This is a genomic window from Halopenitus sp. H-Gu1 (assembly GCF_041821145.1).
Classification (GTDB): domain Archaea; phylum Halobacteriota; class Halobacteria; order Halobacteriales; family Haloferacaceae; genus Halopenitus.
Genome location: NZ_JBGUBC010000004.1, coordinates 87,597 through 112,597, shown reverse-complemented (window position 1 = coordinate 112,597; position 25,001 = coordinate 87,597). Strand labels below are relative to the sequence as shown.

Sequence of the window (25,001 nt, the reverse complement as noted above, 5' to 3'; positions counted from 1 at the left end):
TCGTCTGGACGGGGACGTCAGTACGGATCCGGCCGGATCCGCCTCAATAATCGAGATCGAGCACCCAGTTGATCGCGAGCGTCGCGGCGACGAACGCCAACAGGACGGCCAGAAACCCGAACGAAACGCCCCAATCGAACAGGTCGGCGAGGATCCCGAGAACGACCGATCCCAGCGAGGCGACGATCATGTAGACGGTTCGAACGAGCCCGAATCCCGCGCTTCGTTCCTCGTCCGACATCTCCTCGAAGAACCGGGGTAAGACGGCGGGGCCAAAGCTCATACTGACGCCCAACAGGACCGCACCGGTCGCAAGGACCACGAGTCCGCTTTGCAGAGTCAACGCCGCGATCCCCACAATGCCGACGACCATGCAGCCGGCGGTCACCCCATCGCGCCCCACGCGATCGGCAACGATTCCGATGCCGACCTGACCGATCCCCTGGGCGACGAAATACAGCGAGAAGAGCGCACCGGCGAGCGCGGTCGACTGCCCGTGACGTTCGACGAGGAGGGTTGGCAGGAACGAGGCGATCCCCTGCCAGGCGAACTCGCCGACGACGGCGAGCCAGAGGGTAAAGACGATCGACGGTCGCGAGAGCAAATCGACCATCGGTTTGAGCCGAAACCGGTCACGAAGCGGCTCCTCGGTCCGGCGCGGTTCGACCGGTCGGACGCGCAACGCGAACAGAACGAAGATAGGGACTCCGAGTACGAACGTGATCGCGACGGCGGGCCGCCAGCCGTACCGGTTCGCGACCCAGGCAACCGCGACCGGCGTCGCCAACCCCGCGATCGTCCCGCCGGCGTTGTGGACCCCGATTGCGCTGCCAACGTTATCATAGAGCCGCGACAGGAGCGTCGTCGCGACGCTGAAGTGTAAGCCGGCCAGTGCGCCCAGCAGGACCGTCGCGAGAAAGAAGACACCGAAAATCGGCGCCACAGCCACGATCAGACACGCCGTCGCGGTCCCGCCGACCGAGACGAGAACGACGGTCCGGTCGCCGTACCGGTCAGCGAGGACGCCGCTCGGATACTGAACGAGCCCGTAGGTAAGCCACATGCCGCTTAACGCGACGCCGATGGCGGTGTTCGACACCCCGAACTCGTCGGTGATCGCCGGCACGACCGGACTGATGGCCAACCGGCCGACCATCGTCACGAGGAAGGCGAGCGTACACAGCGTAAGGACGGTATCGCGGTACCGCCACGTCGAGAGCCATCGTCCGAGCACCGTCTTCGGATATCGATCCCGCAGTAAAGAACGTGCGGATCCCGGCGATCGATCGCCGGGAGCAGCCCGCCTCCCTTCAAAGAGCGTCCTGAATGCGAGGATCAAACGGCTTCAACGTCCGTTCCGGGTCCCGATCATCCGAAGACGATGGTGCAACCCCGAGGATGGCCACGAGTAGTCACCCCCGGACGCTTTCGGTCACTCGGCGTCGAACCCCTCGTAGATCCGATCCATCCGCGCGGCCATGACGAAATCCGTCTCGTGAAGCCCGTCGATCTTGTGCGTCCACATCTCGATCGTCACTTCGCCCCACCGAAGGTGGATGTCCGGATGGTGCCATTCCTCTTCGGCGAGTTCACCGACCTCGGTGGTGAACTCCAGCGCCTCCCGAAAGTCCTCGAACTCGTAGGTCCCTTCGAGGTGGTGATCGTCGACGACGGTCCAGACGTCGTCGTCCAACTCCTCGATATACTCCGCGTATTCGTCCGCCGAGAGCGGGTCCTCACTTGACGTGCACGCCTCACATTCCCGGTCCGCGAGCGTCGATGCCATGATCAGTTGTAGGGACTCCGTCCGCATGTATCTTAGCCGGGATGGACGATCGAACCGAACGGATGCAACCGAACGAACGTGATCACCGAGGCAACCGAACGGATGCGTTCGGTTCTGAAGGTGACCGATCGGTATCGATCCCAATCCCTATGCCGATACGCGGCACGGATGAGGTATGTACGCCACGGCGCCCGACCTGCTTCGGTTGGCGATCGTGCCGGTCTTCGCGTGGGCGGCGCTTCGCGACGTCCGGACGCGTCGGCTTCCGAACCGGATCTGGCCGCCGGTCTACCTTCTCGGCGCGCTCTGTCTCGTCTGGGAGACGGCGATCCGGTGGCCGATCGGCGGCTTCGAGGGACGACTGTTCCTCATTCGGGTCGCGATCAGTCTGCTTGTCGTCGCACCGCTCGGATTCGGATTCTGGTACGCCGGTGGGTTCGGTGGAGCCGACGCCAAGGCGCTTTTCGCACTCGCGATCGTCTTTCCCACGTTTCCGAGTTACATCCTCCCGATCGCAGGAATTCCGGCGCTGCCGGCAGTCCAGCCACACATCGGCGTCTTCTCGTTGACCGTCCTCACGAACGCCGTTCTGATCGGTGTCTGTTACCCGATCGGTCTCGGCGTCTACAACGGCCTTCGAGGCCGGATCACGTGGGCGATGTTCCTCGCCCGACCGGTTCCCCTCGATCGACTACCCGATATTCACGGGCGGCTCTTCGAGACGCGCGAGGGATACACGCGGAATGGGCTCGATGTCGATGCGCTCCGGATGTACCTTCGGTGGCGCGGGGTGACGCTCGCGGCAGTACGCGATGATCCCGATCGCTATCGTGATCCCGAACACGTCGGGAAGACCTTCGATCCGACCGACGGCGGAACGCACGTTGGCCCCGCGACGGACGGCGGCGAGCCAGCGAACGCATCAGCAACCGCCTCGATGGAGGCTGCGGACGACGATCCCGGCGGCGGCGGGAACTACGACGATCCCTGGGCGGCAGAACGGTTCCTCGCGGCGATCGAGGGATCGGCCTACGGGACCGACCCGGAGATGCTTCGTGAGGGGCTCGACACCGTCACCGAGCCCGGCCGCGAACGCGTGTGGGTCTCGCCGGGAATGCCGTTCATCGTGCCGATGTTTCTCGGGCTCCTCGTCGCGCTCACCTACGGCGACGTCCTGTTCGCGTTCCTGCAAGCGATCGGAGCCGTGTGAGACGATCGAGATCGGTCACGTCACGTCGTCGGTCACGGGTCACGTCGCGTCGTCGGTCACGATGGTCGTCTCGCGCGTGCGTTCACCATCGCGCCACTGGAGGTGAAGCCGCATGCTCGGAGCCTCACGGTTTGCGATCTCCGGATCGGTGACAGGGAACTCGAACTTCCGGACTGAAACCTCTCCAGCCGGCACCGCGACCGCAATCGCCTCCTCGGGAGCGGAGGCGATCTGCGGCCCCTGACGGTTGATCGCGGCGACGAACGTCCCATCGACGTCCCCCACATTCGAGATCGTCACGCGTGCAGTCACGGTTTCTCCGATCGTCACGGACTCGGGTCCCTTGAGGGAGACCTCGAAGTCGGTTGAGGGGCGAGTAAGCCGATCGACCGCCTCGGTGGCGAGCGCGTGTTCGCCGTCGGCCCAGGCGAGTCGCGCGTCCGCGGCCCCCGAAAGCGGCTTTGGCACCGAAACGGCCAGCCAGCCGCGTGCCGCCGGATCGGAGTCGGGCCAGCCGTAGGGATCGCCGTCGTCCGCCATCGACTCCGGGTTGGTTCCGATCTCGATCGTCGCCGGATACGTCCCGTTCGGCGTCTCGATGGCAAACTCGTCGACGGGAAACGGCTCCGGGTCGGAAACCTCGACGTCGGCGATAACGTACTGGTCCCCGCGATCGCCGTAGACGCCGTACGAATCCGGAGAATCGAACGCGACGACCTCCGGTTGGACCGTCACGTCGTGGACCGTGACTCCGCCACCGGAACCGTTCCCGGACTCCTCACCGATCCCGTTCCCGGGGCCACCGATGAGTCCGTTCCCATCGAGGGACGAATTCGTCCCGTTCGGGCCGTTTCCCTCGCCGATCGAGCCGACGATCCGGAGACAGCCACCGAGCGAGGCGGCAACGGGGAGACAGAGTCCGGCGAGAACGCGTCGTCGAGATGCGGTCATACTCGCGACTACGCGCCCGTCCGTGAAAACTCCATAATTGGCACAAAGGTCCGTTTGAGTCATCCGAAGGAGGTGACCGATCCACTACACCGGTCGGAACGGGATGCGGGATCAACGATCCCTCCAAAAGGCCTATTCGACCACTCCGCCTCGATGGAGACATGAGCGAAAGCGAGAGCGAGGAGTCGGATACGTCCCCGGAGGACGAGAGCCTCCGACCGGACGGGGAGGCCGCGATCGACGTCGAGTTTGGGGAGAACGGCCTCGTCCCCGCGATCGCACAGGATGCCGACTCGGGGGAAGTGTTGATGCTCGCATACGTCTCCCCCGAGGCGCTCGATCGAACCCTCAAGACGGGAGAGGCCCACTATTACTCGCGCTCGCGCGAGGAACTGTGGCACAAGGGCGCCACCTCGGGACACACCCAGTCGATCGAGGAGGTCCGGGTCGACTGTGATGCGGACACGCTCCTGTATCTCGTCGACCAGACGGGCGGGGCCTGTCATACGGGGCATCGGTCGTGTTTTTACCGAACGATCGACGGCGAGCAGGTCGGCGAGCGCGTCTTCGATCCCGACGAGGTGTACTGACCGATGCGAACTTCGGAGGGGCAATGAGATGACCGACTCGCGATCGGCGGCGGAGACCGGAGCGGGCGGAAGGGAAGGGGATCTGGACGATCGGAGTGGGACGGTCGCGGCGGCCGCACGCGCTGCCGCCGAGTTGCGCGAACGGTACGACGAACGCCACGCGATCGAGGACCGGATCGAGGACATCGGTCGCGATCGGGTCGAAGCAGCCGCGGACAGCTATCGAATTGCGATCCGTGTGCTCGATCAGTACGAGGAGAACGCGACCGGAACCGGCGATTTCGAGTCGTACGTTCGCTTCGAGAGCGAGTTTGACGCCGCGACGAACGTGGACGCCGACGTGCCGGCGGCCGACGCCTTCGAGGCGGCCGACGAGGCAGTCGACAAACGGCGCCTCTCGACGGACGATTTCGACGCCGCGCGCGATGCGCTCGACCCCGCGGGCGAGTACGTCGAACTCCTCGAGCGCCGCGACGAGGCGATCGACGACTATCGCCGGGCCAGACACGACGCGCGGGAGGCCCGCGATGAGCTCGCCGAGCACGTCGAGGAGCTAGAGCGGATCGAGGCACACAGCGACGTCGATCTCGACGTGCCGGTCGCGGATCTCCAGGAGCCGATCGAGGCGTACAACGAGGCGGTCGAGGAGGACTTCGAGACGGTTCTGAAGGGGAAAAGCGCACGCGAGGTCTTCGATCTCCTCGAAACCGCGGAGCGCTACCCGCTCGTCGACATCGACCAGCCGCCCGCCGACCTGCGCGAATACGTCGAGGAGTACGCCGCCGGCGAGGAGCCGCTCGTGACGCTTCTGGAGTACGCCGACTACTCGGCCTCCAAACTCGATCATTACGTCGACGATCCCGGCGCGCTCCGAACCGCGGTCGCCGTCCACCGCACGTGGATCGACCGACTCGACGGCGAGCCGTTCACGGTCGCCTGGCCGCCGAAGCCGGCCGAGGAGCTTCGCTACCGGATCCGGGAACTCACGCCGCTCGTCTCCAGGTTCGCCGACGAGGAGACGGTCGCCCTGTTGCGGGAGATCGACGACTGGACGCGGTCGGATCGCTACGAACCACTGCGCGAGGCGGCAACCGTCCGCGCCCAACTCGACGAGGAGGACCTGTCGCTTCTCGTCTCCGGGGATATCCACGATCGGCTGGCGGAGGCGAATGACGTCCTCGATCTACTCGAGTCCGTGATCGCAGAGACGGAAGAGTGAACGGATAGAGGAGGGAGCGGACGAAGAAGTGGCGGAAGAGGGATCAGGCGGATGAGGGAACAGACGAAGGGAGAAGTGTCGGGAGACGAACGGAGAGGACCGGGCTACCGCGCGTCCGCGAGTGCGTCGAGAACATCGTCCGCGAGTTCGTTCGCGCGGGCCGAGGATCGTGCCTCGGCATAGACGCGGATCTTCGGTTCGGTCCCCGAGGGACGCACGAGCACCCAGCCGTCGTCGTAGTCAAGTCGATAGCCGTCGGTGGTATCCAACTCCGCATCGACTTCCCCCGCGTACTCCTCGGCGGCGGCGAGTAGCCGGTCGCGTTCGGTCTCGGAATCGTATGGGATGGCGGACCGGACGTTGTGATAGGCCGCGTAGGGCTCGACGACCTCGCTTGCGGCCGCGCCGTCCACGAGAAGTTCCAGGAAGCGAGCGGCGATGTAGGCGCCGTCACGCGAGAGACGATAGTCCGGAAAGAAGACCCCGCCGTTCCCCTCGCCGGCGATCGGGACGCGCCGACCGGCGGCCTCCAGTTCGCGAACCCTGGTGATGATGTTCGTCGCGCCGATCGGGGTTAATTCGAGGTCGGCACCGACGTCCGCACAGACGTCGACGAGGCGTTTCGAGACGTTGACAGCCGAGACGGCGACGTCGCCCGTCGAGAGCGCGTCGGCCGCGAGAGCGGCGAGAGAGGCGTCACCCTCGATGTACGTCCCCGTCTCGTCGACGAAGACGGCCCGGTCAGCGTCGCCGTCGTGGGCGATCCCGAGATCGGCGTCGGTCGTCCGGACCAGCCGGCTGAGGTCCGCCAGATGCTCCGGGATCGGCTCGGGAAGCCGGCCCGGAAAGTGGCCGTCCGGTTGGGCGTTGACCGTTCGGACCGCACAGCCGAGTCGGCGAAACACCTCCGGATTCGTGATCGACCCGGCTCCGTGACCCGGATCGACGGCGACGGTGAGGTCGGCGTCGGCGATAGCCGGCCGGTCGACGGCGTCGACGACCGACTCGACGTAGGCGTCGGCGACCCCGTCGATGCGACGGCTGGATCCGGCGCCGCGCCAGTCAGTCTCGGCGAACGATTCGTCGAGAACGTGATCCTCGATGGTCGAGAGTGCGTCGACGGAGAGTTCGACGCCGTCGGACCCGATGAGCTTGATCCCGTTGAACTCCGGCGGGTTATGCGAGGCCGTAACGAGGACGCAGGGAGTCCCGTATTCGGCACAGTGGTGACCCACCGCAGGCGTCGGAACCACGCCGAGGTGATCGACGTCGCAACCGACCGTGGCGAGTCCGGCCGCGGCGGCATCACGGAACACCTCGCCGGTGGTTCGCGTATCGCGAGCGATCGCAACCCGGTCCGCCTCCCAGACCGTCCCCGCAGCCTTCGCGATCCGCAGGACGAACTCCGGCGAGAGGTCGTCGATCGCGACGCCGCGTACCCCGCTGGAGCCGAAGATCTTCATACGCCGAGCCAGGAGTGCCGACCGGAAAGCGGTTCCGAAGGACGCGACCGGCTCGGAGTGGGACGGTCGACTGTGGTCCGATCCGATGACCAGGCTCGGGGCACGTCGGGACGTTCATACGACTGCGGGCGGTACCGTCGACATGGAGCTGTCACGACGGGACCTGCTTGCAACCATGGGAACGGCCGGTGCTCTTGGCGTCGCTGGCTGTCTCGACTTCGCGGCCGGCGAGGGACCACAAGGACCCGACGGGGAGATCGACGATCTGCGGTGTGATGAGTCAGGATTTCACAGACTCGACCAGCGCTTCACCGAGGCGACGACGAGCTACGTCAGCGCATACACCGCCGACGAGGCTCGATTCGAACTCGCCGCCCAGGGAACCGAAAAGACGTACGGCAGCGACTTTCGGGTCGTGCTCCGGCGTCTCGATCAGGGTGCCGACGTCGAGATCGCAAGCAGAGAACACGTCGCCATCCAGCGCCGAACCACCTCGGGCTGGCGCGACGTCCGGGGAACGACCGATGGAAACGAGGCCACCTACCCCGAGGAGACGAAGACGGTCGGCTCGGGCGGCGGATACACCTGGTCGATCACGCTTCGGGAGACCGACGTCGCCGACACCCTCTCGACGGCCGACCTCACGGTCTGTCCGGATCTCGGCGTCGGGGACTACCGGTTCGTCTACTGGGGACTCCCCGATGAGGTGGCGATCGGCCGCCAGTTCGAGCTAATCGGGTGAACACGCGACCGACCGGATGAGGGAGTGAGTACTAGCAGCGAGTGAGCGTGTGGACTATCAACGATTGAGCGTGTGGATCGCCTGATCCCGAACGTTCTCTGCGGCTTCCATCACGGCCTCCGCGAGAGTCGGATGCGTATGGATCGTCGCCGCGACATCCTCGACGGTCGCGCTCATCTCGACGGCGAGGGTGACCTCCGCGATCAGCTCGGAGGCCTCAGGACCGACGATCTGGCCGCCGAGAACGAATCCGGTCTCCTCGTCCGCGACGATTCGAACGAACCCATCGGTGTGACCGGTCGTGACCGCACGTCCGGAGGCGTTGAACGGCATTTCCCCGACGACCGGATCGAACCCCTCCTCGGCGGCGTCCGATTCGGTGAGGCCGACGGTGGCGATCTCCGGATCAGTGAAGACCGCCGCCGGAACTGCCCGATGGTCAAGCGCGGCCGGCTCGCCGGCGATCGTCTCCGCGGCGACGATCCCCTCCGCGGAGGCCGCGTGTGCGAGCATCGGATCGCCGGCGACGTCGCCGACGGCGAAGACGTGATCGAGATCGGTTCGTGCCCGCTCGTCCGTCTCGATGAACCCGCGATCGTCCGTCTCGATGCCGGCGGTTTCCAGATCGAGGGTGTCCGAGACCGGACTGCGACCGACCGCGACGAGCACTCGATCTGCGGGGTAGCTCGCGCCACCTTCCTCGCCGATGTCGCCCTCGTCAGTATCAGACCCGGAACGTTCCTCGTCCCCGTCCTCCGTTGGCTCCGTCTCGACCAGTATCCCGCCGTCGGCGGCGTTCGACCAGCCGGTCGCCCCCTCGCCGGTTCGGATGTCGATGCCGAGTTCCTCGGCGCGGCTTTGGACCACACGCGTGACGTCGTCCTCGTAGGGCAAGAGGATCTCGTCGAGCATCTCGAGAACCGTCACCTCGCTTCCGAGCTTGGCGTAGACCGTTGCGAGCTCCATGCCGATGTAGCCGCCCCCCACGACGACGAGCCGATCGGGAACGGTCTCAGCGGCGAGCGCCTCCTTCGAGGACCACACCGGATCGTCCCCGAAGGAGAATCCGGGGATCTCGATCGGTCGCGATCCCGTGGCGATGATCGCATGTTCGAACTTGATGGACTCCGATCCCCGGCCCTCCCCCTCGTGAGCGACGCGAGCCGTCTGCTCGCCGACGAAGGTGGCGGTTCCTTCGAGGAGGGTCACCCCGTTCGCCTTACAGAGCTTCTCGACGCCGCCAGTTAGCTGGCCGACGACTCCCGATTTCCACGACTGCATCCGTTCGAAGTCGATTGCAGGGTCCGCATGGATACCCATGTGCTCTGCTGTGTCCGCTTCGTGGGCCACGTCCGTCGCCGTGATGAGCGCCTTCGAGGGGATGCACCCGCGATTGAGGCACGCGCCACCGTAGGCGTCCCGTTCGACGAGCGTGACGTCGAGTCCGTGCTGTGCGGCGCGGATGGCGGCGACGTAGCCCCCGGGTCCGGCACCGATGACCAATACCTCCGTTCCTGTTGAAACGTCTCCAACTACCATTGTTGTGTAGGTTCCGTGTTACTCCGAAAGCAGAAGCATCGGGTTCTCCAGATGCTCCGCGACCGTGTTCATGAATCGGGCAGCGACGGCACCGTCGATCACGCGGTGATCGATCGAGATCGAAAGCGGGAGGGTTTCCCGAGCGACGACCGTGTGGCCACCTCTCGATTCGCTCCTCTCCATGTTCGGCTCCGCCCCGTCGAGATCGGCGATCGGCTTGGCGACCGGTCGGTGTTCGATGGCACCGAGCCCGAGGATCGCCGTCTCGGGAGGATTGATGATCGGCGTAGCGTACTCGCCGCCGATCGCCCCGAAGTTGGTGAGCGTGAACGTACTCCCGCGAAGCTCATCGGGTGAGCACTCGCGGGCGCGGGCCCGCTCGACGAGATCGTTCACCGTCGCGGCCAACTCGAGGAGACCCATTCCATCGGCGTTCTCGACGACCGGAACGAGAAGCCCCGCGTCCGTATCGACCGCGATTCCGATGTCGTAATAGTGCTTTTCGACGATCTCGGCGTCGGTCGGATCGTCCGAATCGGGCGCGCCTTCCTCGACTGCTCGAAGCTCCGAGTTGAGTATCGGATACTGCTTCAACCCGGCGATGACTGCCTTGATGAGGAACGGCAGGTAGGTGAGTCGCACTCCTCGCTCCTCGGCCTTCGAACGGAGCCGATCGCGCGCCTCGACGAGCGCGGTCACCTCGGCCGTATCGTGGTGGCTGACGTGTGGTGCCGTGAACTTCGACTGCCGCATCCGTTCACCGGTCATTCGACGAACGCCACGATAGGGGATCGTCTCTTCGGAACGTGACTCCGACGATGCCCGACCCGATCGGGCGGACTCGTCGGACCGTCCGGCTTTCGTGTCGGTTGGGCCGCCGGTACTCGCGCTCGTCTCCGTCCCTTCACGACGGGCGGCAGCCGCGTACTCACGAACTTGCCCCGCAGTGACGAAGGGCTCGCCCTCGCGAGTCCGATCGGTCGGGACGTCGTCGATGTCGACCTCCTCCTCGCGGGCGATCCGCCGCGTCGCGGGTACGGCGAGCGTGCGATCGCGCCCGGTGGATTCGAGTGAGGGGAGGGACGACTCCCCTGAAGCGCGCGGTTGCGCCGCTGGCTCGGTGGCATCGTCCGAGTCGCCACGAGGCGGCGCCGACGAGCCGATCGTATCTCCCTCTCCCGTCCGATTCGCTTCCGCGCTCGCTCGTACGTCCGATTCGGTCACTCGCCCACCGACGCCGGATCCCCTGACTGCACCAATGTCGACGCGGAGTTCGCGCGCGATCCGGCGAACCGAGGGGGGCGCGAACGTCCGGGAGCCGGGACCCTCGATGTCCGATCCCGACGAGGAGCCATTCGCAGCCGATTTCTCCTCGACCGATTCGTTCTCGCCGGATGTCTCAGCCTCCCCGTTCGCGTCGTCTACGTCTCCCCCGGAAACGTCGACGGTAACGATCACCGTCCCGACGGGGACGATCTCCCCCTCCTCGACGTGCAACTCCCGCACGGTTCCCTCATACGGCGAGGGGATTTCCACGAGCGCCTTGTCGGTTTCGACCTCCGCGATCGGCTGGTCCTCCTGGACGGGATCACCGGAGTCAACGAGCCAGGTCACGAGCTCGCCCTCCGCGATTCCCTCGCCGACGTCGGGCAGGGAGAACTCCTCGAGGGATGTGCTCAAAACGCCACGACCTCCCGGATCCCCTCGATGATTCGCGCCTCGTTCGGAAGGTAATAATCCTCCATCGCGTACTGTGGATACGGGACATCGAAGCCGGTTATTCGCTCGATCGGCGCTTCCTGGTACAACAGCGCCTCCTCCTGGAGGATAGTGGCGATCTCGCCGGCGAGCCCGCCGGTCCGGGGTGCCTCGTGAACGACGGCAGCACGACCGGTCCGCTCGAAGGCCGAGACGATCGCCTCCCGGTCGAGCGGGGAGAGCGTTCGAAGATCGAGGACCTCACAGGAAATGCCTTCCTCGGCAAGCGTCTCGGCGGCCGCAAGCGTCGGTCGAGTCATGGCGCCCCAGGTGTAGACGACGATGTCTTCACCCGTCCGTCTGGTTGCGGCCTCGCCGATCGGCACCGTGTACGCCTCGTCAGGAACCGCTTCGCGAAGCGCCCGGTAGATGAGCTTCGGCTCCAGAAAGATCACCGGGTCGGGATCGCGGATCGACGCGATCAAAAGTCCCTTGGTGTCACGGGGGGTCGAGGGAACGACGACCTTCAGGCCCGGCTCGTGGACGTAGAAGGCCTCCTTCGACTCCGCGTGGTGTTCGGGCGCACGTATCCCGCCGCCGTAGGGTGCTCGAAGGGTGATCTGAAGCGGCATGCATCCCTGAGTTCGCGTTCGAAATCGAGTCAAATGGGAGACGATCTGGTCGAATGCGGGATAGATGAATCCCGAGAACTGGATCTCCGGAACCGGGGTGAGTCCCATCGATGCCATGCCGATCGACGTGCCCACGATCGCCGATTCCGCAAGCGGCGTATCGACGACGCGATCGTCGCCGAACTCGTCCAAGAGCCCCTCCGTCGCCCGGAAGACGCCGCCGTTCATCCCCACGTCCTCGCCCATCACGATGACCTCCTCGTCGCGGGCCAACTCCGCGTACAGCCCCTCCCGGACGGCTTGGACAATCGTGATATCCGGTTCGGTGTTTCCCTCATCCGCGGCATCCACGGCGTCCGCGTGTTGCTCCTCGTCGATCCCACCCGCCTCCGTCGGTGACGGTTCGCTCATCGGAGCCTCCATCCCCAAGGCGATGGCTGTCCGCCAGTTCGGGGCGATCCGACCGGATCGGTTCCGCTCACGGCTCGCGTCCACCGTCCCATACGCGAAGACACCGACGCACGGGTATTAGGATTTTCGTCGGGATCGAAAGCACGGTTCGTCGGGATCGAATCCCGGCTCGTAATCGGCCGACTCGACGGCCACCGGAGACGATACGAGGCCGGATCGTGATCGGAAGGCTCGACGGCCGGCGGAGACGACGCCCCGGCGTTCACGTTCCGCCCGCGGCCGCTCGTGCATGGCGACGTGCCTCCTCGATTGATCGTCCCTCCCGGATGAGCGCGTCGACGAACAGCTCGCCCGCCTTGTAGGAGGACCGAACCATGGGACCCGAGGCACAGTAGAGAAAGCCGAACTCCTCCTCGGCAACGCGTCGCCACGTCTCGAAGACGTCCGGGTGGACGTACTCGAAGACGGCGAGATGCGAGCGGGAGGGCCGAAGGTACTGACCGAACGTGACGATGTCGACATCGATCGCACGGAGGTCAGAAAGCGCCTGATACACCTCGTGGTCGTACTCGCCAACCCCGAGCATCAGACTCGTCTTGGTGTAGATATCCGAGGTCCGATCGACACGGTCGAGGACCCGAAGTGACTGCTCGTAGTTCGCCCGGCGGTCGCGGACCGGCCACTGGAGGCGTTCGACGGTCTCAACGTTGTGTGCGATGACGTCCGGGGCGGCCTCGACGATACGGTCGATGGCGTCGGGATCGCCACCGAAATCCGGGATGAGTACCTCCACGAGGATTCCGGGATCCCGGTCCTTGATCGCCCGTATCGTCTCGGCGAAGTGAGCGGATCCGCCGTCCTCAAGGTCGTCACGGTCGACTGAGGTGAGGACCACGTACTCAAGACCGATCTCAACGACGGCCTCGGCGACGTTCGCCGGCTCGTCGGGATCGAGCGGCTCCATCCCGCCGGTCTCGACGTCACAGAAGCTACAGCCGCGAGAACACCGGTTGCCCATCAGCATGAACGTGGCCGTTCCGGGCCCGTCGCGGCCCGACCAACACTCGCCGAGGTTCGGGCAGTTGGCCTCCTCACAGACCGTATTGAGGTTCCGATCGCGAAGCGTCGACCGGATTTCCGTGAACCGTCGCCCGGCGGGCGGCCGCATCTTGAGCCAGTCCGGTTTGCGCCGCCTACTGCTCATGTTCGATCCTCGAACGGAGACGCCAAAAGCGTGCGGGTCGATCGCGGGACTCGGGTGAGACGACGATCGGCTTCGGCAACCTTTACCCCCTGCAAGGAATATCGAGGAGTATGGAGTGGAGCACCGACTGGGGACTGAAAGGCAGGATGGCATTGACCATGTTCCTGCTTTTCGCCCTCTATCTCGTCTTCATCGCGTTCCTACTTGAGACGGAGATGATCAGTATGGGCGGAGCGATCGTCTTCTTAGGCGCGTTCTCGTTCATCCAGTACTATTACAGCGACAAACTCGCCCTCCGGAGCATGGGCGCTCAGGTCGTCGAACCGGAGGAGGCCCCGGAACTGCACCGAACGATCGAACGGCTGAGTCAGCAGGCCGACCTTCCGAAGCCGACCGTGGCGATCGCCGAGACGAACGTCCCGAACGCGTTCGCGACCGGACGCAACCAGCGAAACGCGACCGTCTGTGTCACCACCGGGCTTTTGAACACGCTCTCACAGGAGGAACTGGAGGGCGTGATCGCCCACGAACTGGCACACGTGAAGAACCGCGACGTGATGGTGATGACCATCGCATCGTTCCTCTCGACGATCGCCTTCTTCGTGGTGCGCTGGGGATGGCTCTTCGGCGGCAACGACCGGAACTCCCCGCCCGTGTGGGTGGCGATCGCCGTCTCGTTGGTCATTTGGATCGTCTCGTTCCTCCTCATTCGGACGCTCTCGCGATACCGCGAGTTCGCCGCCGATCGAGGGGGCGCAAGCATCACCGGAAATCCGAGCGCGCTCGCGTCCGCACTTCTTCGGATCGACGGCCGGATGGACCGTGTACCCACGGAGGATCTCAGACAGGAAGCGGAGATGAACGCGTTCTTCATCATCCCGATCCGGTCGGGGATCATCGGCAAACTCGCGAGCACGCACCCCTCGACCGAACGACGGGTCGAGCGACTACAGGATCTCGAACGCCAGATGGAGACGGCGTGAGAAAGGCCCTAATCCCCGGGGACCGTACTACCTCCCAGTAGATGGGACTTTTCGAGACGATCCGATCGGTCCTCGGCACGAATGCGGAATCGGACGCGACGCGGAAGGCCGATCCGGAGGACCTCTTCGGGATGTCGACGGCATACATGACCATGCAGGCGGATCTCGGATACGACCATGCCGGCGAGGCGGCGCTTTGTTTTTCAGATGTCGACTCGACTGCCTTCGGCGACGCGGTCGACGACGTTGAGGCGATTCTCGGCGCCGGAGAGGCGGAAACAGGAACCGGCTTTCATCAGAACACGGACGACCACGGATACCGATGGTTCGTCCTTGAGGACGACGATCCGGAGGACCTGGTGACGAGCGTCCACTTTGCCGCGGACACGTTCGTCGAATCCGGATTCGGATCGCGACTGCTTGCCGCGGTCTTCGGCTTCGAGGACGACGACCGGCGTGCCTACTGGATCTACTCGTTCCGACGGGGGAGCTACTATCCGTTCGTCCCCGAGGGGAACCACGACCGTGACGAACGAATCGAATTCAAACTTCGGTCGGTTCTCGAGGGGGAGTTAGATATCGAGGACGACGAGTCCTACTGGTACCCGCTGTGGCCGGATACGCCCGGTCGTCATCCGTGGGAGTGATCGCGGTGAACGGATCGGAATCGGCACCACGGACCGAGACATCCCGATCAGGACGAAAGCGGGCGATACGGTTGATCGCCGTTCAGGCGAGTCTCCTGTCGGCGGCAGCGCACGTGCTGTGGGCGTGGCCACGGCTGTCGACGAGCGGTGACCCGCGACCGTACGTCTTCATCCTGGCAGCAACGTTCACGCTCGCGATCGCGGTCGCGACGTTCCGCGGTGGCGAATACCGTCGGCTGTACGCACTCGGAGCCGGAACGCTTGCGTCGTTCCTCGTCGGCTTTGTACTGTGGCACCGATCGGCGCCGATCGAGGCGTTCGTCGCCGATCCGTATGCGATCGTGGGAACGCTCGCCGAGATCCTCGGGGTTCTCACATTCGCGGCGTTATACCGTCTCGCGCCGCCGACACGAGTCGCGGTCGAACGCCGGCGCGAGGAGAACAAGATGAAGGAGAAACGATGACCGATCCCTACCGGACGGTCGCGGAACGCTCGCGGTCCGCCTTCCAGATCCGGGGATCGGAGTTCATCGGTCACGTCGCGCGGGCAGAGTCCGTCGAGAGCGCGGAGGCGTTCATCGAGGCGATCGAAGAGGAGTACTCGGACGCGACCCACAACGTACCGGCGTATCGCGTTCCGAGCGATTCGTCCGAGGAACGGTCGTCCGACGGAGGGGCGATGCTACGGGAGTACGCGAGCGACGACGGGGAACCGACCGGATCTGCCGGAAAGCCCGCGTTGAACGTCCTTCAGGGTCAAGACCTCCAGAACGTGGTCATCGTGATCACGCGCTATTACGGTGGAACGAACCTAGGGATCGGCGGGCTCGTCCGAGCGTATTCGCGGGCAACGTCGGAAGCGATCGAGGCTGCGGGCGTAATCGAGGAGAAACCGCATCAGCAGATGAGCCTGCGATGCACCTACGACGACTCCGGAACCGTTCGCGGGATCCTGGAGTCAGTCGGGGTCGATTTCGAGGCGAACTACGACGAAACCGTCACCTTCGAGGTGCAGGTCCCGATCGACGACGTCGAAGACCTCGAAGAACGACTCCGGAGCGCGACCAGTGGACGCATCGCGATCGACGAGTGAACGCCAGGCCGTGACAGTAGGAGAGGGACCTCACAACGAGCGGTGGCGAACAGGTAAGACGTCGATCCGTCGGAAGCAGGGCGACGATCGAAACCGATCCCGCGGCGGTGTCTCACACACCCGCCTCGTTCGCCGCGGGGAAGACGATCAGGACACGCGGGGGCTGGGTCGTGATCGGATATAAACCATCGGCCGTTTTAGGAACCGTGGACATCCGAGGCGATCGAACCGAGGAGCGAGGCGACCACGGCCCGACTCAGTCGACGATGATGTCCGAATGCTCTCCGCCGCCGTCGATCGGGTTGGGATCAGTCTGCATCTCGCGTTGATAACGCGCGATCCACTCAGCGAAGCAGTCGGGACAAAGTCGCTGTGTGTCGATGTTCGCACGATCGACACTCAATCGGACCGTCCGGGAAAGTGCATCCGGCGTCGGATCCCCACAGGCGCTACACGGGTCGTCGGGCTCCGTATCGCTCATATCGGCACGTCGGCCGGCGTCGACTTAAAAGGAAAGGGGGATGACGTCGGGAGAGATGGAACGGATCACGTCGTTCGGAACGCCCGATCGCCGGCGTCGCCGAGACCGGGGACGATGAAGCCGTCCTCGTCGAGTCGATCGTCGATAGCGACCGTAAGGAGATCTGCCTCCGGAACGGCGTTCCCGACGCGGATGAGTCCGTCGGGCGCTGAGACTGCCGAGAGGACGAACAAGTTCTCGAAGCCGTCGGCTTCCGAGAGGACGTGATCGAGGACGGCTGACATCGTCGATCCGGTCGCGAGCATCGGGTCGGCGACGATGACGGTGTCGTGGTCGGTGATATCGGGAAGCTTGACGTAGTCGATCGTGATCGGGAACTCGCCGTCCTCGTTCATCCCGGCTTCCTCGTCGCGCCCCGCCGAGATGATTCCCTGTTTGGCGCGGGGGAACGCTTTGAGAAGCCCCTCGACGAACGGGGTCGCGGCGCGTAGAACGTTGATGATCACGACGTCGTCAAGCCCCGTTACGCGCTCCCCGGTCGTCTCCGCAAGTGGCGTCTCAACCGGGACGTACTCCGTCTCCATCGCCCCGTCGATGATCTCGTAGCCGCAGATCCGGCCGAGCTTGACGAGCCCCTTCCGGAAGGCGACCTGCTCGGTCTCGACATCCCGGAGCCGCGAGAGGGTGGCCTTCGCCAGCGCGTGCGTGATGAGGTAGGCGTCATCGCGGTCTTCGATCGTCATCGTCGACGATATCGGCCGCCGAATCTTTAACGACCCGGTTTCGCGCTCCCGTTTCGCCGTCGAGGACGACTGGCCGTGCCGACGGCAGGCGGCGAACCACGTTCGCCGAGGCACCCGACCCCTTTTGGTCGATGACGGCTAACTCGGGGACGTGTCAGACTCGGCGTATCTGCGGTTCTTCCCGTACGAGGAGCCCTACCCGAACCAGCGCGAGGCGATGGACCGGATCGCGAACGCGCTCTCGCGCGGACAGGACGTGCTCTTCGAGGGCGCGCCGGGAACGGGAAAGACCCTCTCGGCGCTCGTTCCCGCCCTGGAGCACGCACGTGAGAACGATCGGACGGTCGTCATCACGACCAACGTCCACCAGCAGATGCGCCAGTTCGTCGAGGACGCGCGGGCGATCACCCGAAGCGAACCGATCCGCGCGGTCGTATTCAAGGGGAAATCGTCCATGTGTCACATCGGCGTCGACTACCGGGAGTGTCAGACGTTGCGGGATACGACCCGATCGCTCGTCGAGACCGAATCCGACAGAGCCGAACTCGAACGGCGCCAGCAGGAGCTGCTCGCGGAGAGCCGTGAGGGGAACGACGACGCGGCCGCGGCGCGCGAGGGGGTCATGGAGGAGCTCGATGAACTCGAATCGGAACTCCAGGATATCGAGTCGACGAACGTCTGTGAGCGCTATCACGAGAACCTCACGGGGGAGACGGACGCGTTCTTCGAGTGGCTCTTCGACGACGTCCGGACGCCCGACGACGTCTACGAGTACGCCGACGAGCGGGGACTGTGCGGATACGAACTCCTGAAGGAGGGAATGGAGGGTGTCGATCTGGTCGTCTGTAACTACCACCATCTGTTGGATCCAACGATCCGCGAACAGTTCTTCCGGTGGATCGACCGGGATCCAAGCGAGATCATCACGGTGTTCGACGAGGCCCACAACGTCGAGGACGCCGCTCGCGAGCACGCGACGCGAACGCTCACCGAGAACACTCTCGAGTCCGCGCTCAACGAGATCGAAGAGGCGGACGACTCGCGGGCGGAGGCGGCCAAGAACGTTCTCTCGGCGTTTTTGGATGCACTCGAAGAGACCTACGAGGAGTCGTTCGGGTTCGGTGCTGAAGGGTCGATCGGCGATCGTTGGGAGGACGTCTCCATCGAAAACGATGATCGCCGTGACGACCTCACGCTCGCGTTCCTGAAACGCTACGAGGGACGTGGGATCGACGTCGAGACCGAACTCGCCGTTCAGCTCGGCCGCGCGCTGGAGGAGGAGTACGACCGACGGTATCGCGAGGGCGAGACGACGACGCGCAAGGAGTCACAGACGCTACAGGCCGCACGGTTTATCGCCACCTGGATGGAGGAGGGAACCGAACTCGGTCAGTACCCCGTCGTCTCCGTCCGCCGGAACGAGGCCACGGAGGAGGTCTACGGGCGTGCGGAGCTATACACCTGCATTCCACGGGCGGTGACGAGCGAGCTGTTCGAGGAGGTCGCCTCCTCCGTGTTGATGAGCGCGACGCTTCGGCCCTTCGACGTGACCACGGAGGTGCTCGGACTCGAGGACGTCGCCACGCTGGCGTACGGGATGGGGTATCCCGAGGAGAACCGGCTCACCTACGCCGTGGACACGCCCCCGCTTTTCGCCTCCGATCGGTCGGATCCGGAGATACAGCGAACGATCGCCACCCTCCTGCGGGACGCGATCCGGTTTACTCCCGGAAACACCCTCGCGTTCTTCCCGTCATACTCGGAGGCGGAACGATACCACCAGCGATTGCAAGGTGGAATCGACGGCGGCCCGGCCGGGACCGGAATGGACGGTGACGACGCGCTCGGAACACTGCTCCTCGATCGCCCTGGCGAGGACGCGGAGGACGTCAGACGACGACTCGTCGAGTGCGACGACGCCGCCCTGTTCACATCGCTTTGGGGGACGCTCGCGGAGGGAGTCAGCTTCGACGACGAGGATGCCCGGACGGCGATCGTGATCGGGGTCCCGTATCCGCACCTCGACGATCGGATGGAGGCAGTCCAGAACGCCTACGATCGCGCGTTCGCGGGCGCCTCCCGGGGTCGCGATCCGGGGTGGACCTACGCCGTCGAGGTTCCGACGGTCCGGAAGACGCGACAGGCGCTTGGACGCGTGGTCCGGGGACCGGAGGACTTCGGCGTGCGGATCCTCGCGGACAAACGCTATACGAGCGCTGACATGGGCAAATACTCCGTCCGCGGGCGCTTCCCGCCCGAGGAGAGCGAGGAGCTCATCGACGTGGCGCCCGAGAAGGTAAAATTCGGGATGTTGAACTTCTACAGCGATCACGATGCCTACGAGGGATCGCCGCCGGAGCCGTGATCGCGGCGATCGACCGGGGCGTCAGCCGCCCGTCGCGACCGACCGTGAGGTCGTCGACCGCCCACAGCTCTCGGATCGGGAGCCGATTCAACTCGGGTTCTTCCGGGTCAGATCGCTCCCACAGATCGGACAGCGGTCGGCCTCCTCCTCGAAGGTCCGTCCGCAGCCGGTACACTGAAAGAGCCACTCACGCTCCTCGGTGATCCCCTCACGGGCGATCGGTTCCACATCGACGTCGAGCCGCTCTGCGACGTTCTGCATCGCGTAATCATCAGTGACGAGCGTGGCATCGAGCTCGAAGGCCGAAGCGACGAGCCGGATGTCAGTCTCGGAGAGTTCGTCGGCGTCGCCGGATTCACGCGCGGCTCGTTCGACGCGGCGGATCGCGTCCTCGGCGGGGACGTGGACATGCATCCCCGAACCCTCCATGGCGTCGAATCGAAGCGCGTGGCCGCCCGAAAGCTCGTCGTGAACCTCCGGGATCGACGCGGTCGGTTCCTCCGTATGATACTCGTGGATGAACGCGGAGGAGTCGAGGACTCGCATCAGCGTGCGACGACGATGTAGTCTTTCACCGCCTGTACGTTTCCGACCGGTACCTCGAGTCGGCCTCGTTCGTCGGTGGAAAAGCCGCTGTGGCCCGGATCAAGCTGTTCGTGCGGGGAGACGAGTAGGTGTTTGAGTCCTCCCGTCTTCAGGTCCATCGTGATGTTGTACAGATCGCCAAGTTCGGTCCCGTCGGACCCCATGACCGCCTTGCCGGAGAGGTTCTCCGCGAGGATCTCTGCCATGTTCGAACGAACCCGGCGGTCCACCTTAAACGCCACGGGGACGTCAGACGGCCGACGAACGCGATCGGAGAGAATGACCACCGATCCGGAAAACACGATCGTCAACTCAGAGAAAACGACCGACGGGCCAGAAGAAACGGCCGACAAACCGGAGAAAACGGGCGTCGATCAGGCTCTTGCGTTTTGAAACACTTAACTGGCATCCGCGACTCGAATACGATACGACCTTCTCGGGGCGATTCTCATGACTGACGACACACATCCCGACACCCTTCGAACGCCGATCGTCGCCGTGCTCGGCCACGTCGACCACGGAAAGACGAGTCTACTCGACAAAATACGCGGGTCCGCCGTAAGCGAGGGCGAGGCGGGCGCGATCACCCAACACATCGGGGCAACCGACATTCCCCTTTCGACGATCTCCACCATGGCCGGTGAGTTGGTCCAGCCCGAGGACTTCGATCTTCCCGGGCTCCTGTTCATCGACACGCCCGGCCATCACTCGTTTTCAACGCTTCGCGCGCGCGGCGGGGCGCTCGCGGACATCGCGGTGCTCGTCGTCGACGTCAACGACGGCTTCCAGCCGCAAACCGAGGAGGCGATCAACATCCTCCGACGGACCGGAACGCCGTTCGTCGTCGCGGCGAACAAGATCGATACCACCCCGGGATGGAACCCCAACGAGGGACGACCCGTCCAGGAGACCTACGAGGCCCAATCCGAGCGTGCCCGCTCGATGCTGGATGAGAACCTCTATTCGCTCATCGGGGAGCTATCCGACGCCGGCTTCTCGGCCGATCTCTACTGGCGGGTCCAGGATTTCCAGAAGAACATCGGCGTCGTTCCCGTCTCCGCGCTGACCGGAGAGGGAGTTCCGGATCTGCTCACCGTGTTGATGGGGCTCTCCCAGCGGTTCATGAAAGAGGAGATGGAGATCGACGTTGCGGGCCCGGGCATCGGGACGGTTCTGGAGGTCAAAGAGGAGCGCGGCTTCGGCGCCACCGTCGACGCCGTGATCTACGACGGCGTGATCCGAACGAACGACAAGGTGGTCATCGGGGGACAAGACGAGCCGATCGTCACGGATATTCGCGCGCTGTTGCAGCCGGAGCCACTCGCCGAGATACGCACCGAAAAACAGTTCGAACGAGTAGAAGAGGTCGCCGCGGCCGCAGGTGTGAAGATCGCGGCCCCCGACCTGGAGGAGGCGATGGCCGGCGCGCCGGTTCGCGTCGTCCGCGATCGCGACGTTGAGGACGTCATCGCGGAAGTGAAAGCCGAACTCCAGGAGATCGATGTCGAAACGAAAGAGGACGGCGTCGTGATCAAAGCCGACACGCTCGGGTCCTTAGAGGCCATGGCGAGCGCGCTCGAGGAGGTCGAGATCCCGATCATGCGCGCGGAGGTCGGAGACATCGCTCCACGGGATGTCGCGATCGCCGAGACGGCGAACCAGGAGGAACACAAGGCGATCTTAGGGTTCAACGTGGAGCTTCTCTCGAGCGCGCGCGACGAACTCGAGGCCGCGGACGTCAAGCTGTTTTCGGACAACGTCATCTACCAACTGATAGAGGAGTACGAGACGTTCGTCGAGGAACGCAAACGGGCCCAACAGGAGACGGTCCTCGACAAGATCGTGCGTCCGGCGCGCTTCCGACTGCTTCCGGATCACACCTTCAGACAGAACGATCCGGCAGTGGTCGGCGTCGAGGTGCTCGCAGGGACCCTCCAGAACAACCGTTACGTCGCCGAGTTCGAGAACGGCGAGACGGAGCGGATCGGACAACTATCGGGGATCCAAAAGCAGGGCGAGGACGTCGATGAGGCGCGGGCTGGCGAGCGCGTTAGCGTTGCCATCGACGGACCGACGGTTGGCAGGCAGATCGAGGAGGGCGACGTGCTCTGGACGGAACTTCCCGAAAAACACGCCAAGATCCTCGAACAGGAGCTCACTGACGAGATACCCGCCGACGAATTGGAGGCGCTCCATGGATATCTCGACAAGCGACGAAGCAGGGATCCCTTCTGGGGGAAGTGACTCGATCCGAAGTCACCGTCGAGAACCGTTCGTGCTCCGGCGAGAAGGCCCCGGCAGACGTGACGGCGTTACTTCGCCGTCGGCGTGAGATCGCCGATCGCGTTCATCACTTGCAGCGCCGCGCTGGCGGCGAGACCCTTGGCGACCTCGTCGGTTTCAGTCTTCGCGAGCCCCGCATCCAGATCGTCCGGATCCGGAGTGAATCCGGCCGAAACCGGATGGCCCGCGGGCGGGTTGACCGCGACGGTCGCTTGCGGGCCGTCCGTCCCCACGGAGAGTTCCGACCCGACGATGTAGCTGTCGGGAAGATACGATTCGGTTTGGGTGACGATCCCGGCGACGGCGCTTCGAAGCTCCCGTTCCTGGTCGGACGAGAGATCGATCGTCGCCGTCTCGGGTTCGCCGGCCGGGGTTACGCCCGGCGGTCCGGCATACGGGTTGTTGCCGTTCATTGAAGGTGTAAGCAATAGGGGCAGCACGTTCAAAAAGGCGTCGGCGGTTGAGCCGTTCCATCCGAGCCACGATCGGCCCGATCGGACGATCGGTTCGGAGTCGTCGTCGCTGGCAACTCAGACGATCGGCTCGGAGTCGCCGTAGGCGGCAAGCACCACGACGCAAGTGTAGGCGTCAGCGACCGGGACGGTGGACTCCACGTGGATCTCGCGGTCGGGTAGCTCCCACTCGCGAAGCTCGCCGCCAGCGTCGAGCCCCTCGCGGATCCGGTCTCGAACGGAGGCGGGATCTGTACCGGTCACCTCGTAGAACAGCCCGGGACCAGGTCCGGTAGCCCATCCGAGCCCTGCGACGATCGTGGCGGGCTGGCTATCGACCGCATCGTCGTCGGCGGTCGTCGCGTCCGATTCGACGGGGGGCGCAACGCGTTTTGCCTGGACGACGGTTAGACGATTTCCGGCCGGTCCGAGATCGGGAGCGCGCTCGACGCGCTCGACGGTCGCGTCCGCGGGAACGATCGAGGAGACGGTGACGAGGTTGTAGTCGTGGAGGTTCGTGTCCGCGAGTGCCGCGTCGTACGCCGCCATCTCGGTGGGGGCGACGCCGACCCCGCCGGCGACGTGGATCGATGCCATCATCGATGATTGGCCGCCGCGGCGCTAAGGGGTTACGAAACGAGGGGGACGAATCGGTGTTCAATACTGGTAATGGACGTTGCGGTCCGCGATCTCGTCGGCGTCATCGAGCTTCTCAAGGGCGTCCTCGAAGTCACTCCGACGGACCGTCGTCCGGTCGTCACGGATCGCGAACATTCCGGCCTCGGTGGCAAGCGAGGCGATGTCGGCACCGCTGTAGTCCTCGAGTTCGGCAGCGATATCGGAGAGGTCGACGTCGTCGGCGACGTTCATCCCGTCCGAGTGTATCTCGAGGATCCGCTCGCGTCCGACCACATTCGGCTTTGGCACCTCGATGAGACGGTCGAAACGACCGGGTCGCAGGATGGCCTCATCGAGCATATCGAAGCGGTTAGTCGCGGCCATGATGCGGATCTCCCCCCGGTCGTCGAACCCGTCCATCTCCGAGAGCAGCTGCATCATCGTCCGCTGGACCTCCGCATCCCCGGAGGTCTTCGAGTCGGTCCGCTTTGCGGCCACGGCGTCGATCTCGTCGATGAAGATGACGGCGGGCTCACGCTCCGCCGCGAGTTCGAAGAGGTCACGAACTAGCCGTGATCCCTCACCGATGAACTTCCGGACCAGTTCGGAGCCGGCCATCTTGATGAAGGTGGCGTCGGACTCGTTGGCAACCGCCTTCGCGAGCATCGTCTTCCCGGTCCCCGGCGGACCGTGCAACAGGACGCCGCTCGGTGGATCGACACCAACGATGTCGAAGACCTCGGGGTTTTCGAGGGGGTCCTCGACGGCCTCGCGGACTTCCCGGATCTGCTCGTCGATCCCACCGATATCGTCGTACTCGACGTCGGGGGATTCCTGGATCTCCATTGCCTGCGCGCGGGCGTCCGTCTCGTCGTCGAGGACCGTCTGGATCGAAAACGAGTCGTTTATCGCCACGCGGTCGCCCGGTTCGAGGTCGGATCCGACCCGCGAGGTGGTCTCGGTGAGCACCTCCTGGTTGTTGCCGTGCTGTTTGATCACGACGCCCTCCTCCGTGAGTTCCTCGACGGAGGCGACGTACAGCGAGGACGTCTTGAGAACCTCGTTTTCCCGCTTCAACGAGTCGACGTCGTCCTTCAGTTCCTCCCGGTGGGTCTCGGCCTCGTCGAGCCGATCCTCGAGTTCGTCGTTCACCTGGACGATCCGGACGAAATGTTTACGGATCGCCTCGAGTCGCTCGGCCTCGCTCATCTCGGGATCGAGGTCGAGACGGGGTCGATCCGGAAGTGACGGACTGTGGGACATTCGTTACCGACGATTGGAGTTGGGCGTAAATGTGCCTTTGGGT

At 64.6% G+C, this 25,001-nt stretch carries 25 protein-coding genes; 10 read left to right on the top strand and 15 right to left on the bottom strand.

All coding sequences use genetic code 11. The annotated features are described in order from the left end of the window. Positions 1-43: 43 nt before the first annotated feature. Positions 44-1,234, bottom strand: coding sequence for an MFS transporter (locus tag ACERIT_RS04690; protein ID WP_373673670.1), 1,191 nt, complete (start codon positions 1,232-1,234; stop codon positions 44-46). A gap of 198 nt (positions 1,235-1,432) precedes the next feature. Continuing rightward, entirely contained in the window at positions 1,433-1,786 is a 354-nt protein-coding gene (locus ACERIT_RS04685; protein ID WP_373673669.1) for a 4a-hydroxytetrahydrobiopterin dehydratase, read from the bottom strand. A 175-nt stretch (positions 1,787-1,961) separates the two neighbouring features. Here ACERIT_RS04685 and ACERIT_RS04680 point away from each other — a divergent pair, with 175 nt between their 5' ends. Then, positions 1,962-2,996, top strand: a complete 1,035-nt coding sequence (locus ACERIT_RS04680; protein ID WP_373673668.1) for a prepilin peptidase — start codon at positions 1,962-1,964, stop codon at positions 2,994-2,996. A gap of 39 nt (positions 2,997-3,035) precedes the next feature. Here the strand turns inward: ACERIT_RS04680 and ACERIT_RS04675 are convergent, their stop codons facing one another. Further along, complete coding sequence (locus ACERIT_RS04675; RefSeq protein WP_373673667.1) at positions 3,036-3,947, bottom strand: hypothetical protein; 912 nt, start codon at positions 3,945-3,947, stop codon at positions 3,036-3,038. Positions 3,948-4,108: 161 nt separating this feature from the next. On the opposite strand from ACERIT_RS04675, the gene hisI reads away from it, so the two are divergent. Beyond that, positions 4,109-4,537, top strand: a complete 429-nt coding sequence (hisI, locus tag ACERIT_RS04670) for a phosphoribosyl-AMP cyclohydrolase (protein WP_373673666.1) — start codon at positions 4,109-4,111, stop codon at positions 4,535-4,537. A 28-nt stretch (positions 4,538-4,565) separates the two neighbouring features. After that, a complete protein-coding gene (locus ACERIT_RS04665) occupies positions 4,566-5,756 on the top strand; it encodes a hypothetical protein (RefSeq protein ID WP_373673665.1) in 1,191 nt (396 codons plus the stop codon). Between the two features lie 104 nt (positions 5,757-5,860). On the opposite strand, the gene glmM is transcribed toward ACERIT_RS04665, so the two are convergent. Further along, the gene (gene glmM, locus ACERIT_RS04660; RefSeq protein ID WP_373673664.1) at positions 5,861-7,219 is read right to left on the bottom strand and encodes a phosphoglucosamine mutase; all 1,359 of its coding nucleotides are present in this window, start codon (positions 7,217-7,219) and stop codon (positions 5,861-5,863) included. Positions 7,220-7,361: 142 nt separating this feature from the next. Here glmM and ACERIT_RS04655 point away from each other — a divergent pair, with 142 nt between their 5' ends. Beyond that, positions 7,362-7,961 carry a hypothetical protein gene (locus ACERIT_RS04655; RefSeq protein ID WP_373673663.1) on the top strand — a complete coding sequence of 200 codons (600 nt, stop codon included), beginning with the start codon at positions 7,362-7,364 and terminating at the stop codon, positions 7,959-7,961. Positions 7,962-8,018: 57 nt separating this feature from the next. Here ACERIT_RS04655 and lpdA read toward each other — a convergent pair whose 3' ends face one another. From lpdA to lipA, 4 genes are all read right to left on the bottom strand, one after another. Continuing rightward, entirely contained in the window at positions 8,019-9,500 is a 1,482-nt protein-coding gene (gene lpdA, locus ACERIT_RS04650; protein WP_373673662.1) for a dihydrolipoyl dehydrogenase, read from the bottom strand. An 18-nt stretch (positions 9,501-9,518) separates the two neighbouring features. Continuing rightward, the gene (locus tag ACERIT_RS04645; protein ID WP_373673661.1) at positions 9,519-11,180 is read right to left on the bottom strand and encodes a dihydrolipoamide acetyltransferase family protein; all 1,662 of its coding nucleotides are present in this window, start codon (positions 11,178-11,180) and stop codon (positions 9,519-9,521) included. Continuing rightward, complete coding sequence (locus tag ACERIT_RS04640) at positions 11,177-12,241, bottom strand: alpha-ketoacid dehydrogenase subunit beta (protein WP_373673660.1); 1,065 nt, start codon at positions 12,239-12,241, stop codon at positions 11,177-11,179. Before ACERIT_RS04640 ends, ACERIT_RS04645 begins: the two co-directional genes overlap by 4 nt. Before the next feature lie 262 nt (positions 12,242-12,503). Continuing rightward, on the bottom strand, positions 12,504-13,445 hold the full coding sequence (lipA, locus tag ACERIT_RS04635; RefSeq protein ID WP_373673659.1) for a lipoyl synthase: 942 nt from the start codon (positions 13,443-13,445) through the stop codon (positions 12,504-12,506). 110 nt (positions 13,446-13,555) lie between these two features. Between lipA and htpX the strand changes: the two genes are divergently transcribed. Genes htpX through ACERIT_RS04615 form a run of 4 tightly spaced genes read left to right on the top strand, consistent with a single transcriptional unit; the run spans position 13,556 to position 16,168 of the window. After that, a complete protein-coding gene (gene htpX / locus ACERIT_RS04630) occupies positions 13,556-14,428 on the top strand; it encodes a zinc metalloprotease HtpX (RefSeq protein ID WP_373673658.1) in 873 nt (290 codons plus the stop codon). 41 nt (positions 14,429-14,469) lie between these two features. Further along, a complete protein-coding gene (locus tag ACERIT_RS04625) occupies positions 14,470-15,075 on the top strand; it encodes a hypothetical protein (protein ID WP_373673657.1) in 606 nt (201 codons plus the stop codon). Between the two features lie 5 nt (positions 15,076-15,080). Further along, positions 15,081-15,539 (top strand): hypothetical protein, encoded by a 459-nt coding sequence (locus ACERIT_RS04620; protein WP_373673656.1) that lies wholly within the window; start codon positions 15,081-15,083, stop codon positions 15,537-15,539. Further along, positions 15,536-16,168: a YigZ family protein gene (locus ACERIT_RS04615; RefSeq protein ID WP_373673655.1), complete on the top strand. Its 633-nt coding sequence runs from the start codon at positions 15,536-15,538 to the stop codon at positions 16,166-16,168. Before ACERIT_RS04620 ends, ACERIT_RS04615 begins: the two co-directional genes overlap by 4 nt. Positions 16,169-16,424: 256 nt before the next feature. On the opposite strand, the gene ACERIT_RS04610 is transcribed toward ACERIT_RS04615, so the two are convergent. Together ACERIT_RS04610 and upp are read right to left on the bottom strand one after the other, a co-directional pair. Further along, a complete protein-coding gene (locus ACERIT_RS04610) occupies positions 16,425-16,649 on the bottom strand; it encodes a hypothetical protein (protein ID WP_373673654.1) in 225 nt (74 codons plus the stop codon). 65 nt (positions 16,650-16,714) lie between these two features. Continuing rightward, positions 16,715-17,392: a uracil phosphoribosyltransferase gene (upp, locus tag ACERIT_RS04605; RefSeq protein ID WP_373673653.1), complete on the bottom strand. Its 678-nt coding sequence runs from the start codon at positions 17,390-17,392 to the stop codon at positions 16,715-16,717. A gap of 151 nt (positions 17,393-17,543) precedes the next feature. Here upp and ACERIT_RS04600 point away from each other — a divergent pair, with 151 nt between their 5' ends. Further along, positions 17,544-19,757: an ATP-dependent DNA helicase gene (locus ACERIT_RS04600; RefSeq protein ID WP_373673652.1), complete on the top strand. Its 2,214-nt coding sequence runs from the start codon at positions 17,544-17,546 to the stop codon at positions 19,755-19,757. 87 nt (positions 19,758-19,844) lie between these two features. Here the strand turns inward: ACERIT_RS04600 and ACERIT_RS04595 are convergent, their stop codons facing one another. Both ACERIT_RS04595 and ACERIT_RS04590 read right to left on the bottom strand, forming a co-directional pair. Beyond that, a complete protein-coding gene (locus ACERIT_RS04595) occupies positions 19,845-20,303 on the bottom strand; it encodes an NOB1 family endonuclease (RefSeq protein ID WP_373673650.1) in 459 nt (152 codons plus the stop codon). Then, positions 20,303-20,548 (bottom strand): PRC-barrel domain-containing protein, encoded by a 246-nt coding sequence (locus ACERIT_RS04590; protein ID WP_373673649.1) that lies wholly within the window; start codon positions 20,546-20,548, stop codon positions 20,303-20,305. The genes ACERIT_RS04595 and ACERIT_RS04590 overlap by 1 nt, the downstream gene beginning before the upstream one ends. 244 nt (positions 20,549-20,792) lie before the next feature. Here ACERIT_RS04590 and infB point away from each other — a divergent pair, with 244 nt between their 5' ends. After that, on the top strand, positions 20,793-22,586 hold the full coding sequence (gene infB, locus ACERIT_RS04585; protein WP_373673648.1) for a translation initiation factor IF-2: 1,794 nt from the start codon (positions 20,793-20,795) through the stop codon (positions 22,584-22,586). A gap of 68 nt (positions 22,587-22,654) precedes the next feature. On the opposite strand, the gene ACERIT_RS04580 is transcribed toward infB, so the two are convergent. The 3 genes from ACERIT_RS04580 to ACERIT_RS04570 form a co-directional block, all read right to left on the bottom strand. Continuing rightward, a complete protein-coding gene (locus ACERIT_RS04580; protein ID WP_373673647.1) occupies positions 22,655-23,038 on the bottom strand; it encodes a DUF5811 family protein in 384 nt (127 codons plus the stop codon). A 117-nt stretch (positions 23,039-23,155) separates the two neighbouring features. Beyond that, positions 23,156-23,674: a pyruvoyl-dependent arginine decarboxylase gene (locus ACERIT_RS04575; RefSeq protein WP_373673646.1), complete on the bottom strand. Its 519-nt coding sequence runs from the start codon at positions 23,672-23,674 to the stop codon at positions 23,156-23,158. A 60-nt stretch (positions 23,675-23,734) separates the two neighbouring features. Further along, a complete protein-coding gene (locus ACERIT_RS04570; protein ID WP_373673645.1) occupies positions 23,735-24,958 on the bottom strand; it encodes a proteasome-activating nucleotidase in 1,224 nt (407 codons plus the stop codon). Between the last annotated feature and the right edge of the window lie 43 nt (positions 24,959-25,001).